This window comes from Paraburkholderia sp. RL17-373-BIF-A (assembly GCF_046030175.1).
Classification (GTDB): domain Bacteria; phylum Pseudomonadota; class Gammaproteobacteria; order Burkholderiales; family Burkholderiaceae; genus Paraburkholderia.
Window position 1 is genome coordinate 44,371 of record NZ_JARESO010000039.1, and the last position, 13,261, is coordinate 57,631.

The 13,261-nt window shown below is 63.0% G+C and carries 11 protein-coding genes; 7 read left to right on the forward strand and 4 right to left on the reverse strand.

Going from position 1 to position 13,261, the window contains the following annotated elements:
* Positions 1 to 22 precede the first annotated feature (22 nt).
* Positions 23 to 1,141 (forward strand): glutamate 5-kinase, encoded by a 1,119-nt coding sequence (gene proB, locus P0D80_RS34140; protein ID WP_132372964.1) that lies wholly within the window; start codon positions 23 to 25, stop codon positions 1,139 to 1,141.
* Positions 1,142 to 1,272: 131 nt separating this feature from the next.
* Here the strand turns inward: proB and P0D80_RS34145 are convergent, their stop codons facing one another.
* Both P0D80_RS34145 and P0D80_RS34150 read right to left on the reverse strand, forming a co-directional pair.
* Complete coding sequence (locus P0D80_RS34145) at positions 1,273 to 1,830, reverse strand: CNP1-like family protein (protein ID WP_132372966.1); 558 nt, start codon at positions 1,828 to 1,830, stop codon at positions 1,273 to 1,275.
* Positions 1,831 to 1,907: 77 nt separating this feature from the next.
* Complete coding sequence (locus P0D80_RS34150; RefSeq protein WP_132372968.1) at positions 1,908 to 2,648, reverse strand: RNA pyrophosphohydrolase; 741 nt, start codon at positions 2,646 to 2,648, stop codon at positions 1,908 to 1,910.
* Positions 2,649 to 2,963: 315 nt separating this feature from the next.
* Here P0D80_RS34150 and P0D80_RS34155 point away from each other — a divergent pair, with 315 nt between their 5' ends.
* Together P0D80_RS34155 and P0D80_RS34160 are read left to right on the forward strand one after the other, a co-directional pair.
* Positions 2,964 to 4,700 carry a proline--tRNA ligase gene (locus tag P0D80_RS34155; RefSeq protein WP_408290458.1) on the forward strand — a complete coding sequence of 579 codons (1,737 nt, stop codon included), beginning with the start codon at positions 2,964 to 2,966 and terminating at the stop codon, positions 4,698 to 4,700.
* 12 nt (positions 4,701 to 4,712) lie between these two features.
* Positions 4,713 to 5,312, forward strand: coding sequence for a MarC family protein (locus tag P0D80_RS34160; RefSeq protein ID WP_132372972.1), 600 nt, complete (start codon positions 4,713 to 4,715; stop codon positions 5,310 to 5,312).
* 112 nt (positions 5,313 to 5,424) lie between these two features.
* Here the strand turns inward: P0D80_RS34160 and P0D80_RS34165 are convergent, their stop codons facing one another.
* Entirely contained in the window at positions 5,425 to 5,976 is a 552-nt protein-coding gene (locus tag P0D80_RS34165) for a hypoxanthine-guanine phosphoribosyltransferase (protein ID WP_007180337.1), read from the reverse strand.
* Between the two features lie 142 nt (positions 5,977 to 6,118).
* Positions 6,119 to 7,486 carry a signal recognition particle protein gene (ffh, locus tag P0D80_RS34170; RefSeq protein ID WP_408180864.1) on the reverse strand — a complete coding sequence of 456 codons (1,368 nt, stop codon included), beginning with the start codon at positions 7,484 to 7,486 and terminating at the stop codon, positions 6,119 to 6,121.
* Positions 7,487 to 7,567: 81 nt separating this feature from the next.
* Here ffh and P0D80_RS34175 point away from each other — a divergent pair, with 81 nt between their 5' ends.
* The 4 genes from P0D80_RS34175 (at position 7,568) to P0D80_RS34190 (ending at position 12,953) form a co-directional block, all read left to right on the forward strand.
* On the forward strand, positions 7,568 to 8,497 hold the full coding sequence (locus tag P0D80_RS34175; RefSeq protein ID WP_132372976.1) for a cytochrome C assembly family protein: 930 nt from the start codon (positions 7,568 to 7,570) through the stop codon (positions 8,495 to 8,497).
* A gap of 9 nt (positions 8,498 to 8,506) precedes the next feature.
* Complete coding sequence (locus tag P0D80_RS34180) at positions 8,507 to 8,821, forward strand: PP0621 family protein (RefSeq protein WP_408290461.1); 315 nt, start codon at positions 8,507 to 8,509, stop codon at positions 8,819 to 8,821.
* On the forward strand, positions 8,818 to 9,414 hold the full coding sequence (gene ampD, locus P0D80_RS34185; RefSeq protein ID WP_408290463.1) for a 1,6-anhydro-N-acetylmuramyl-L-alanine amidase AmpD: 597 nt from the start codon (positions 8,818 to 8,820) through the stop codon (positions 9,412 to 9,414). The genes P0D80_RS34180 and ampD overlap by 4 nt, the downstream gene beginning before the upstream one ends.
* 542 nt (positions 9,415 to 9,956) lie before the next feature.
* Entirely contained in the window at positions 9,957 to 12,953 is a 2,997-nt protein-coding gene (locus P0D80_RS34190; protein WP_408180867.1) for a ribonucleoside-diphosphate reductase subunit alpha, read from the forward strand.
* The last annotated feature ends 308 nt before the right edge of the window (positions 12,954 to 13,261 follow it).

Sequence of the window (13,261 nt, forward strand, 5' to 3'; positions counted from 1 at the left end):
GTCATCTTGGAGATTGCGCACAATGCGTTCCGTCATCGCAGATTCACGGCGATTGGTAGTGAAAGTCGGTTCGAGCCTCGTCACGAATGACGGGCGCGGCCTCGATCATGCTGCTATCGGCCGCTGGGCCGCGCAGATTGCCGCCTTGCGCGCGCAAGGCAAGGAAGTGGTGCTCGTCAGTTCGGGCGCCATTGCCGAGGGAATGCAACGGCTCGGCTGGACCAAACGGCCACGTGAGATCGACGAACTGCAAGCGGCCGCGGCCGTCGGCCAGATGGGGCTCGCGCAGGTCTACGAAAGCCGCTTTGCCGAGCACTCCATTCAGACCGCGCAGATTCTGCTGACCCACGCCGACCTGGCGGACCGCGAACGCTATCTGAACGCGCGCTCCACGCTGCTCACGCTTCTGCGCTTGGGCGTGGTGCCGATCATCAACGAGAACGACACGGTCGTCACCGACGAAATCAAATTCGGCGACAACGACACGCTGGGCGCGCTCGTCGCAAACCTGATCGAAGGCGATGCGCTCGTCATTCTCACCGATCAGCAAGGGCTTTTTACCGCCGACCCGCGCAAGGATCCGGCTGCCACGCTGGTCCAGCAGGCCGATGCCGGCGCGCCGGAGCTCGAAGCCATGGCGGGCGGCGCCGGTTCGAGTCTGGGTCGCGGCGGCATGCTGACCAAGATTCTCGCCGCCAAGCGCGCGGCGCACAGCGGCGCGAATACGGTGATCGCAAGCGGGCGCGAAGCGGATGTGTTGTCGCGGCTGGCGTCGGGCGAGGCGATCGGCACGCAGTTGATCGCGCGCACGGCGCGGATGGCGGCGCGCAAGCAATGGATGGCGGATCATCTGCAAGTGCGTGGCCACGTGGTGATCGACGACGGCGCAGTCGAAAAGCTGACCGATGGCGGCAAGAGCTTGCTGCCTATCGGTATTGTCGGCGTGCAGGGCGCATTTGCGCGCGGTGAAGTGATTGCTTGTCTTAGCGCCGCGGGGCGGGAAGTGGCGCGCGGCCTCACGAACTACAGCAGCGCCGAAACCAAGCTGATCCAGCGGCGCCCGAGCGGTGAAATCGAATCGGTGCTCGGCTATATGCTGGAGCCGGAGTTGATTCACCGCGACAACCTGGTGCTGATCTGAGTCACTGACCGGCGCTGGCGCACGGGCACGGTGCGGGCATACAAAAAAAGCCGTTCCAGCGAAAGCTGGACCGGCTTTTTCAAGTCTGCAACGCAACGCGCCCCCATTCAAAACGCGCCCACCAAAGCGCCTCAGTGGATCAACGAACTCGCGGTGCGTTTGTACCGAATATTCTCCAGAATCGAAGCCGCGTTGCCCATGGGCATCTTGTTCGCGCACAGATAATCCTGATACAGCGCCGCCTGATAGGCGTTCAGGGCGCCGTTCTCGATGCGCGTGAAGTTGTTCGCGACCGTCGTGTCCCAGCCGTCGTGATCAGAATTCAGGCCCGCATACTGGCGCCATTCATACGTGTCGCAGCGAATCCCTTCGTAGATTACGTTACGAGCGCCGCTCGGGCTTGCCACGACGACCGTAAAGCGAACCACTCCGTCCGTACCGACGGTTAGCGAATTCCGGTCGACCGCGAACTGCAGCGGCGTATTGCCGGAGACTTCGAAAGGCAGGAGATTCGAGTCTTGCGGCAGCGGCGGCAAAGCGTCCACCTTGTTCTCCACCCAATTGCTCTGCCGGTCCAGCAGGTACGTAAACGCGCTGTCGTCTTTATTGGTAGGTTTGCTGGCGCTCGAACAGCCAGCCAGCAGGGCGCCGGTGGCGACGCACGCCACGACGAGAGCAAGTGCTTTCAATATGATTTCCTCGAAACACTGACGCGGCTCGACGAGCCGCGTCAGAGAGAGGCGGCGTGGACAGCCGCACAGAGTTGTTAATTGCGCACGCCCGGGCGGAACAGCGAGCCGGCCGTTTCGCGTTCCGATTCGTCTTCGTGCTCCGGCGCGGCGCCTACTTCTGCCGTTGACCCGGAGCCCGGACCGCAATCGGACACGATCGTTGCGTGAACCGATGTTTCGATGCTGACGGTGGTCACAGAAGTCACCGTCATTACCGTGGAATCCGGCGGACTTTCCATTGACGACGCTATCCGGGGATAACGCGGCCCATGGTGCCCGCCAGGTTTTTCCGCACGCGGCGCAGCCCGGCGCATGAAACGGGATAGCTCCGTCAGCGCCAACTGATATACATCCCGCTTGAACTCGATCACACAGTCGAGCGGCACCCAGTACTCGTTCCAGCGCCACGCATCGAACTCAGGGTGGTCGGTGGCGCGCAAGCAGATGTCGCAGTCGCGTCCAACCATCCGGAGCAAAAACCAGATTTGTTTCTGGCCGCGGTAATGACCGCGTACTTCGCGCTTGATGAACTTGTCAGGCACCTCGTAACGCAACCAGTCGCGCGTGCGACCAATCACCTTGACGTGCTCAGGAAGCAGCCCGGTTTCTTCGTGTAACTCCCGATACATCGCTTGCACGGGGGTCTCTCCGTACTTGATGCCCCCTTGCGGAAACTGCCAGGAATGTTCACGGAGCCGTTTGCCCCAAAACACCTCGTTGTGCGCGTTCAAGAGGATGATGCCGACGTTCGGGCGAAAGCCTTCACGATCCAGCATACAACCACCTTCGAATCCTTTAAAATTGCTTTGATTATAAACAGATAACGGGCCTGACGCACCGATTCGCACCAGATTGGAACGATTCGCCGCCAAAGGCCCGCGTTTGCGGTAGCCTGTCAGTCTTTCCGTGCCTTATCCCTTGTGCAAAGGCTTTGCGCGGCGGCTTCGGCGCCGCGGTCGGGCTGCGTTGTGCCGGTGTCAGTGGCATTGGCAGGTGAGCCGTGCCGGCTCAGAGCCGGATCTGTGTCGATTTCCCCACCGTTTTCACCTTTCGGGCGGTCCCTCCGGAGCCGCCGCTTTTGGATAATCTGAATGAAAGCTTCCCGTTTCTTTATCGGTACCCTCAAAGAAGCTCCCGCCGACGCAGAGATCGTCAGCCACAAGCTCATGGTGCGCGCCGGCATGATCCGGCGCGTTGCCGGCGGTATCTATAACTACCTGCCGGTCGGCCTGCGTTCGATCCGCAAGGTGGAAGCCATCGTGCGCGAAGAAATGAACCGGGCAGGCGCGATCGAGCTGTTGATGCCGGCGGTGCAGCCGGCCGAGCTGTGGCAGGAGTCGGGCCGTTGGGAGAAGTACGGTCCCGAACTGCTGCGCTTCAAGGATCGCAAGCAGTCCGATTTCGTGATCGGACCGACCCACGAAGAAGTGGTGACGGACATCGCGCGCAATCAGATCAAGAGCTATCGCCAGTTGCCGGTGAACTTCTACCAGATTCAGACAAAGTTCCGCGACGAGATCCGTCCGCGTTTCGGCGTGATGCGCGGCCGCGAGTTCATCATGAAAGACGCGTACTCGTTCGACAAGGACATGGACGGCCTGCGCGAGTCGTATCGCAAGATGTACGACGCGTACGTGCGCATCTTCACGCGCCTCGGTCTGGACTTCCGCGCGGTGGCGGCGGACAACGGTTCGATCGGCGGCAGCGGTTCGCACGAATTCCACGTGATCGCCGAGACGGGTGAAGACGCGATCGCCTATTGCCCGACCTCCGAGTTCGCCGCGAACGTCGAAGCGGCCGAAGCGCTGCCGCTTTACGCGGAACGCGCGGCGCCGGCCGAAGAGATGAAGAAGACGCCCACGCCGGGCAAGGCGAAGTGCGAAGCGGTGGCCGAGCTGTTGAACATTCCGCTCGAGCGCACGATCAAGTCGATCATCCTCGCGACCGAAAACGAAGGCGCGGAGCCGACCATCTGGCTGCTGATGCTGCGCGGCGACCACGATCTGAACGAGATCAAGGCGAGCAAGCTGCCGGGTCTGGCCGACTTCCGCATGGCGACCGAGGCTGAAATCATCGAAACCTTCGGTACGCCGCCGGGTTACCTCGGCCCGATCGACACGAAGAAGCCGATCAAGGTCGTCGCGGATCGCACGGTCGCGAACATGAGCGACTTCGTTGTGGGCTCGAACGAGGTGGACTACCACACCACCGGTGTGAACTGGGGCCGCGATCTGCCGGAACCGGTCGTCGCCGACATTCGCAACGTGAAGAAGGGCGATCCGTCGCCGGACGGCAAGGGCGTGATCGACATTTGCCGCGGTATTGAAGTGGGTCACGTGTTCCAGCTCGGCACCAAGTATTCCGAAGCGATGAACGCGACCTGCCTCGACGAAACCGGCAAGCCGCGGCCGATGGAAATGGGCTGCTACGGTATCGGCGTGACGCGTATCCTGGGCGCCGCGATCGAACAGAATTTCGACGACAAGGGCATCATCTGGCCGGAATCGATTGCGCCGTTCGAAGTCGTGCTGTGCCCGATGGGCTATGACCGCAGCGAAGCCGTGCGCGCAGAAGCCGACAAGCTGTACGCGACACTGGTCGAAGCGGGCGTCGACGTGATCCTCGACGATCGCGGCGAACGCCCCGGCGTGATGTTCGCCGACTGGGAGCTGATCGGCGTGCCGCATCGCCTCGTGATCGGCGACCGTGGCCTCAAGGAAGGCAAGCTCGAATACCAGGGCCGCCGCGACGCTGAAGCGACGCTGCTGCCGGTCGAAGACGCCGCGCAAACGGTGATCGGGAAAGTTCGCGCAGCGTTGGCGCGCTAGGCGGAGTGCACGGTGGAGTACACCTTCGCCTCCGCGACCATCCTGCTGATTCTGATCACCGATCCGCTCGGCAACATTCCGCTCTTCGTCAGTTGTCTGCGCGGTGTGTCGCCGAAGCGGCGCACGATCGTCATTCTCCGTGAGGTGGCGATCGCCTTCATGATCCTGCTGACCTTCATGGTGGTCGGCGACGGTTTTCTGCGCATGATGAGCCTGACCGACCAGTCGTTGCGTATCGGCGGCGGGATCGTGCTGTTCCTCATCGCGCTCAGAATGGTGTTTCCGCATCCGGACGGCCCGTTGGGCGGCGACACGCGCGGCGGCGAACCGCTGATCGTGCCGCTCGCCATACCGGCACTGGCGGGTCCGTCGGCGTTGGCCACAGTGATGCTGCTGACGTCGCAGGCGCCCGGCAAGATGTTTGAGTGGATCGGTGCGCTGACCGTCACGATGATCGTCTGCGCGATCGTGCTGATGCTGGCGGAGCGCATCCAGGCGTGGCTCGGCGAGCGCGCCATGATGGCCTTCGAACGGCTTATGGGCCTCGTGCTGGTGGCGATTTCGGTGGAGATGATGCTTGGCGGTATCCGGTCGTTCGTGCATCAACTGTGATGCAGGAGCCGCCGGAGCGCTCAGCCCCGCACAGGACAGCGCAAAAAAAGCGGCCCGTGGGCCGCTTTTTCTATATCGATTCACCGCCCGCTGGCGGCCGCCTCTAAGAAGATCAAGCGCCTTCAGTCAGCGCGCGAATCGTGGGCAGGTTACGCCAGTAACCCTTTGCATCCATGCCGCAACCGAACACATAGCGGTCCGGCACTTCGAAGCCGCAATAATCCGGACGCAGCGGCTTGGCCTTCGGAATGATCTTCTCGCACAGCACCGCGCTCAGGAAGCGCTTCGCGCCCATCGCGAGAATGCGGTCGCGGATCGCGGCCATCGTCTCGCCTTCGTCGAGAATGTCGTCGAGCACCAGCACGACGCGATCCTTCACCGACTCCGCCGGCGCCACGCGCCACTGCATCTCGTTGCCGCCCTTGGTGGTGTTGCGGTAGCGGGTCAGGTGGATGTAGTCGAACTCGAGCGGGAAATCGAGGTGCGGCAACAGCATGCCGGTGAACACCGCCGCGCCGCCCATGACCGACAGCACGAGCGGGAAGTCCTCGCTCATCTCGTCGCGGATGGCGGCCGCCATGCCGCTGATCGACGCGTTGACGTCGTCGGCCGAAACGATTTCTTCGGAGTGGCTAAAAATGTGGAGAGCTTCTTCGCGGTTCATGACGTCTGACGGACGGTAACTGTATACATAGTGTGGGTGAGATCGGCGGCGCGCGGTACAGAATAAACCCGCACGAATCCGGAGTCAGCCGCGCGTTCCGTGGTCCAGGCTCGGAACGCACGCGCCGCCGTCTTGCTAAAGCTTAGCGCATGCCGGGCAACATGCCCTTCATGCCGCGCATCATCTTTTGCAGATTGCCGCCCTTGAGCTTTTTCATCATGGTGCGCATCTGGTCGTACTGATTCAGCATGCGGTTGACTTCCTGCACCTGCACGCCCGCGCCCGCGGCAATGCGGCGCTTGCGCGTGGCCTTGATGAGATCGGGCTTGGCACGCTCCAGCGGCGTCATGGAATTGATGATGCCTTCCATGCGGCGCATCTGCTTTTCGGCCTGGCTCATGTCAGCGCCGGCGGCGGCCTGCTGGAATTGCGCGGGCAGTTTGTCCATCAGCGACGACAGCCCGCCCATGCCCTTCATTTGCGTCAACTGCGCGCGGAAATCGTTCAGATCGAAGTCGCCGCCTTTCTTGACCTTGTCGGCGAGCTTCTGAGCGGCTTGAACGTCCACGCCGCGTTGCGCTTCTTCGACGAGGGCGAGAATGTCGCCCATGCCGAGAATCCGGTTCGCCATGCGATCCGGGTAGAAGACTTCGAGGCCGTCGAGCTTTTCCGCGACGCCGACGAACTTGATCGGCTTGCCCGTGACATGGCGCACGGAGAGCGCCGCGCCACCGCGCGAGTCGCCGTCGAGCTTGGTGAGGACCACGCCGGTGAGCGGCAGCGCGTCGCTAAAGGCCTTGGCGGTGTTCACCGCGTCCTGACCAAGCATCGCGTCGACGACGAACAGCGTTTCCGCCGGCTTCAGCGTGTTATGCAGCGCGGTGATTTCCTGCATCATCACTTCGTCGATACCGAGACGGCCGGCGGTGTCGACCAGCAGCACGTCGTGATAGTGGCGCTTGGCCCAATCCACGGCGGCGCGCGCGATGTCGACCGGCTTCTGATCCGGTTCCGACGGGAAGAAATCCGCGCCGACCTGCTCGGTCACCGTCTTCAACTGTGCGATAGCGGCGGGGCGGTAGACGTCGCACGAGACGGTCAGTACTTTCTTCTTGTACTTCTCGCGCAGCAGCTTGGCGAGCTTACCGACGGTGGTCGTCTTACCCGCGCCCTGCAGACCCGCCATCAGGATGACGGCCGGCGGCGTGACGGCGAGGTTCAGTTCGACCGCCTTGCCTTCGTAGTCGCCGCCGATGATCGCGGTCAGCTCGCGCTGCACCACGCCGACCAGCGCCTGACCCGGCGAGAGGCTGCTGATGACTTCCTCGCCAAGCGCCTTTTCCTTCACCTTGGCGATGAACTCGCGCACGACGGGCAGCGCCACGTCGGCCTCGAGCAGCGCAAGGCGCACCTCGCGCAGCATTTCCTGGGTGTTCGCCTCGGTGAGCCGGGCTTCGCCGCGCAGCGTCTTGACGACGCGCGCCATCCGTTGAGTCAGATTGTCGAGCATGGGGAGCGATGAACAGTGCGGCCCGGGCAGCGCGCGAAGCGGAAGACGTCGCGGAGTAGGGGCCTAGTGTAAACTTCGAATATGGATATTGTACTGTATGCCCTCACTGCGCTCCTCTACGGCGGTTTAGCCGTGGCCGGCTGGCGCTCGCACCGGCACGCCGCGATGCGTCCCATGCTCGAAAGCGTGCCGCCGGTGCCCGCCGCAGCGGCGCCCGTGTCGGCCCCATCGGCCGCTTCGGGTATGAGCGCGTCGGGCCGCGCGCTGCTGTTCGTGGCGCTGCTCGCCCACGGCGTGCTGCTGCATACCACCATCTTCCCGCAGAACGCGATGGTGTTCGGTTTCGCGTTCGCGCTGTCGGCCATGTTCTGGCTCGGCGCCGGCATCTACTGGATCGAGAGCTTTTTCTTTCCGCTCGACGGCTTGCGTCTGCTGGTCCTGCCGCTCGCCTGCGTCGCCTCGCTGTTGCCGCTTGCGTTCAACGGCGTGCGCGTGCTGCCGTATTCGGCCGCGCCGATGTTCAAGCTGCACTTCCTGATCGCCAACATCGCCTATGGTCTGTTTGCGATCGCGGCGCTGCACGCCATTCTGATGCTGCTGGTCGAGCGGCGTCTGCATGCCATGCGCGGCGGCATGGCGCAGCGGCACGCGGCTGCGGCGGGCAACGGCTGGCTGTCGAGCTGGCTCGATACGCTGCCGCCGCTCCTCACGCTGGAGAAGCTGCTGTTCCGTCTGATCGGCGCGGGTTTTGTCCTGCTGACGTTGACGCTGGTGTCGGGCATTCTGTTCAGCGAGCAACTGGTCGACCGCGCGTTGCGGCTCGATCACAAAACCGTGTTCGCGATTCTTTCCTGGGTGATGTTCGGCGCGCTGCTGACCGCGCGCAAGGTTTCCGGCTGGCGCGGCCGTGCGGCATTGCGCTGGGTGCTGGCGTCGTTCGTCGCGCTGTTGCTGGCGTACGTCGGCAGCCGTTTTGTTTTCGAGGTGCTGTTGCACCGTGCTGTAGTGTGAGCGTGTCCCATGCGACAAATATTTCTGCTGATCCTGTTGTTCATCGTCGGCCAGTGGCTGGTGAAGGCGCTGCGTCGTCATGACGCGCAGGCGTCCCAACGCAGCGGCGCCAACGGCGCCGCGGGTGCCAAAGGCGCGAATGGTCCGAACGGCGGCGCACGCGCTGCCGCGCCGGCGCAACTCGCCGAGCCGATGATCCGTTGCGTCGAATGCGGCGTGCACGCGCCGAAGAGCGATTCCGTGGTCGTGGCGGGGCAGCCGTTCTGCAGCGCCGCGCACGCGCAGCGTCATGGCGCGCGACCCACGGGCCGCGACGCTCGATGAGCGTCGAGTTCACCGTCGATACCGACGGTTGGGTCGCCGCCGCACGCAAACTGCCATCGCCGAATTTCGAAGCGCGGCCCGACGGGGCCGTGCCGTCCCTGATCGTGGTTCACAACATCAGCCTGCCGCCCAACGAATTCGGCGGCACTGCGATCGCTGAACTGTTCCTCAACACGCTCGATTGCGACGCTCACCCGTACTACGATTCGCACCTGCGCGGCGTGCGGGTGTCGGCGCATTTCGTGATTCATCGCGACGGCGCGCTCGAGCAGTTCGTGTCGTGCAACGAGCGCGCGTGGCACGCCGGGCCGTCGAATTTCTTTGGTCGCGAGCGCTGCAATGATTTCTCGATCGGCATCGAGTTGGAGGGGAGCGACACCACGCCTTTCGAAGCAGCTCAATACCGCACGCTCGGCGCCCTCGTGAGCGCGCTCAAGGCCCGCTATCCGGTCGCGGCGCTCGCCGGTCACTCGGACATCGCCTCCGGTCGCAAGACCGATCCAGGGCCGCATTTCGAGTGGTCGCGTCTGCAGCACGACACGTCGCTCGACGCTCAGTATTTCCCCTATCTCAAGTTTTCCAAAACGCCGTAACGACCCTTCGCGCAACTTCGCGTGATGCGAGGAGAACAAGGCGCCGCCTTGTTCTCCGGGGAGTCGGCTGCGCGCCGCGCCAAGCAAAAGTCAAGACTTCGAAAGCAAATAAAACGATTTGACCTGTCTCGATTCTCCACTATACTTGGTGCCACAAATCCAGTTTTGCACTATATCTTGTGTTGTGCTGTGCATAACCATGTGAATAACCAAGTGCACAACTGGGTGAATAAGTCAGCGGCGTCCGCTCTCCGAGCATGGCGCCGCAAGCATTTCAGGCAGCGAAAAAAATATTCCTGTGGCGCGGCCGGAGAGACCACCGGCGGCATTCAGAAGCATTCAGGAAAGGGGCTTGGCAAGTGATCGCGACACACACGATGAAGACCGTTATCAATTCGAACCAGGCTTCATCGCAGTCGCAGCCCGCCAACCGGCTCAGCCGGTCCCCTTCCTGCACCCCATCGCTTGCGCACGCGGCGGCGCAGCGTTCGTTTTAATCCGCGGATTTTCCCGCAACATTTCCAGGACCAGGAGCTTTGCACATGCAAACCACCGACAACGTGACGACCCGGTACGAGGGCTCACCGACTGGCCAGGCCTTTGGCCAGGCACAAGGCGCACAAGCGCTCGCGCCGCAAGCGACCTTCGCCGACTACAAGGTGATCCGCCGTAATGGCAGCGTCGTGTCGTTCGAACCGTCGAAAATCGCCATCGCCGTGACGAAGGCATTTCTGGCCGTGAACGGTGGTCAAGGCGCCGCCTCGGCGCGTGTGCGCGAACTGGTCGAGCAACTCACGCAGAACGTGGTGCGCGCCCTCGTGCGCAGCCGCCCGAACGGCGGCACGTTCCATATCGAAGACATTCAGGATCAGGTCGAACTCGCGCTGATGCGCGGCGGCGAGCACAACGTCGCACGTGCGTACGTGCTGTATCGCGAGAAGCGCACGCAAGCCCGCGGTCATGACGACCAGATCGTGGCGAACACGCCGGGTCTGAACGTGACCGACAACGGCGTCACGCGTCCGCTGGATATGGCTGCTCTGCGCGGCATCATCGAACTCGCTTGCTCGAATCTCGGCGACGCCGTGAGCGCTGATCCGATCATCGCGGAGACGGTCAAGAATCTGTACGATGGCGTGCCGATGAGCCAGGTCTACGACTCGGCCATCCTGGCTGCCCGCACGATGATCGAAAAGGACCCGGCGTACAGCCAGGTCACCGCTCGCATTCTGCTGCACACGATCCGCCGCGAAATCCTCGAGGAGGAAGTCACGCAAACGGAAATGGGCGAGCGCTACGCCGAGTACTTCCCGCAGTTCATCAAGCGCGGCGTGCAAGCCGAGCTGCTCGACGACAAGCTGCTGCAGTTCGACCTGAAGCGCCTCGGCGCCGCGCTCGATAACAACCGCGACCTGCAATTCGGCTACCTCGGTCTGCAGACGCTGTACGACCGCTACTTCCTGCATCACGACGGCGTGCGCATCGAAATGCCGCAGGCATTCTTTATGCGTGTCGCGATGGGTCTGTCGCTGAACGAGATCGACCGTGAAGCGCGCGCGATCGAGTTTTACAACGTGCTGTCGAGCTTCGATTTCATGTCGTCCACGCCGACGCTGTTCAACTCGGGCACGCGCCGTTCGCAACTGTCCTCGTGCTACCTGACGACGGTCGACGACGACCTCGACGGCATCTACGAAGCGCTGAAGGAAAACGCGCTGCTGTCGAAGTTCGCCGGTGGCCTCGGCAACGACTGGACGCGCGTGCGTGCGCTCGGTTCGCACATCAAGGGCACCAATGGCAAGTCGCAAGGCGTCGTGCCGTTCCTGAAGGTCGTCAACGACACGGCGGTCGCCGTGAACCAGGGCGGCAAGCGCAAGGGCGCGGTTTGCGCGTACCTGGAATCGTGGCACCTGGACATCGAGGAATTCCTCGAACTGCGTAAGAACACCGGCGACGACCGCCGCCGTACCCACGACATGAACACGGCGAACTGGATTCCCGACCTGTTCATGAAGCGCGTGATGGAAGGCGGCGACTGGACGCTGTTCTCGCCGTCCACCTGCCCGGACCTGCACGACAAGTTCGGCGCCGAGTTCGAAACGGCTTACACGGCTTACGAAGACAAGGTCGCGCGCGGCGAGATCAAGCTGTTCAAGAAGATCCCGGCGGCGCAACTGTGGCGCAAGATGCTGGGCATGCTGTTCGAAACCGGCCACCCGTGGATCACGTTCAAGGATCCGTGCAATGTGCGCTCGCCGCAACAGCACGTCGGCGTCGTCCACTCGTCGAACCTGTGCACGGAAATCACGCTGAACACCAGCGACGCCGAAATCGCCGTCTGCAACCTGGGCTCCGTGAACCTCGTCGCTCACCTGAAGGAACAGGCCGACGGCACCCTGGTGCTCGACCACGACAAGTTGAAGCGCACCGTCAGCGTGGCCATGCGCATGCTCGACAACGTGATCGACATCAACTACTACGCGGTCGCCAAGGCGCGTAACTCGAACCTGAAGCACCGTCCGGTCGGCATGGGCATCATGGGCTTCCAGGACTGCCTGCACCTGCTGCGCACGCCCTACGCGTCGGAAGAAGCGGTCAAGTTCGCCGACACGTCGATGGAAGCGGTCTGCTACTACGCTTACTACGCGTCGACGGAACTGGCGCAGGAACGCGGCCGCTACTCGAGCTACCGCGGCTCGCTGTGGGATCGCGGCATCCTGCCGCAAGACTCGGTGAAGCTGCTGGAGCAAGCGCGCGGCGGTTACGTGGAAGTCGATTCGAGCGAGTCGATGGACTGGACCGAACTGCGTTCGCGCATCGCCACTTACGGCATGCGTAACTCGAACTGCGTCGCGATCGCGCCGACGGCGACGATCTCGAACATCATCGGCGTGTCGGCTTGTATCGAACCGACCTTCCAGAACCTGTATGTGAAGTCGAATCTGTCGGGCGAATTCACGGTGGTCAACGACTACCTGGTGCGCGACCTGAAGGCGCGCGGCCTGTGGGACGAAGTGATGGTCGCCGACCTGAAGTACTTCGACGGCACGCTCTCGCGCATCGACCGGATCCCGGCCGACCTGCGCGCGATCTACGCCACCGCGTTCGAAGTCGATCCGAAGTGGCTGGTCGAAGCGGCCTCGCGTCGTCAGAAGTGGATCGACCAGGCGCAGTCGCTGAACATTTACATGGGCGGCGCATCGGGTAAGAAGCTCGACGAGATCTACAAGCTCGCATGGGTGCGCGGCCTGAAGACGACCTACTACCTCCGCACGATGGCGGCGACCCACGTCGAGAAGTCGACGGTGGCGCACGGCGCGCTGAACGCGGTGAGCTCGGGTGGCGGCGAAGGTTCGGGCGGTGCTGCCGGCGGCGCGGCGGGTGGCTTCGGCGTGAGCGGCGGCGCGGCTTCGGGTGGCATTCAGGCAGCGGCGGCCGCTCCGGCAGTCGCGGTTGAAGCAGCGCCGGAAGCGGATGGTCCGGTGTGCATGATGCGTCCGGGCGATCCAGGCTTCGACGAGTGCGAGGCTTGCCAGTAAGTAGTTGGCAAGTGCGCGGCAGGCAGCAGGATCGCTGCTTGCTGACGGGTCGTAGGTAATGACCCGCATGCAGCGAGCAGCGAAGCGAAGGAAGTGAAGTAGAAGTGAAGTCGATGAGCGGCGCGGCGAGTGGAATACGAAGCGCGCCGTTCATCGCAACGCAGCGAAGCAGGGCAGGTCACTGAAGCCGTAACGCGGTCATCGTGACCCGGTCAATCAGCAGTCAGCAGTCGGCAGCACCAGACGAAGCGCGCGACACAGTGCGCGCAGCAAACGCTTCGATCGATGGGTCGATCAACGCAGCCGGC

Excerpts from the sequence above, each read along its gene's own strand:
- proB (WP_132372964.1), top strand. The coding sequence starts at position 23 with ATGCGTTCCGTCATCGCAGATTCACGGCGATTGGTAGTGAAAGTCGGT.
- P0D80_RS34150 (WP_132372968.1), bottom strand. The coding sequence starts at position 2,648 with ATGCTGGATCGTGAAGGCTTTCGCCCGAACGTCGGCATCATCCTCTTG.
- P0D80_RS34155 (WP_408290458.1), top strand. The coding sequence starts at position 2,964 with ATGAAAGCTTCCCGTTTCTTTATCGGTACCCTCAAAGAAGCTCCCGCC.
- P0D80_RS34165 (WP_007180337.1), bottom strand. The coding sequence starts at position 5,976 with ATGAACCGCGAAGAAGCTCTCCACATTTTTAGCCACTCCGAAGAAATC.
- ffh (WP_408180864.1), bottom strand. The coding sequence starts at position 7,486 with ATGCTCGACAATCTGACTCAACGGATGGCGCGCGTCGTCAAGACGCTG.
- P0D80_RS34175 (WP_132372976.1), top strand. The coding sequence starts at position 7,568 with ATGGATATTGTACTGTATGCCCTCACTGCGCTCCTCTACGGCGGTTTA.
- P0D80_RS34180 (WP_408290461.1), top strand. The coding sequence starts at position 8,507 with ATGCGACAAATATTTCTGCTGATCCTGTTGTTCATCGTCGGCCAGTGG.
- ampD (WP_408290463.1), top strand. The coding sequence starts at position 8,818 with ATGAGCGTCGAGTTCACCGTCGATACCGACGGTTGGGTCGCCGCCGCA.
- P0D80_RS34190 (WP_408180867.1), top strand. The coding sequence starts at position 9,957 with ATGCAAACCACCGACAACGTGACGACCCGGTACGAGGGCTCACCGACT.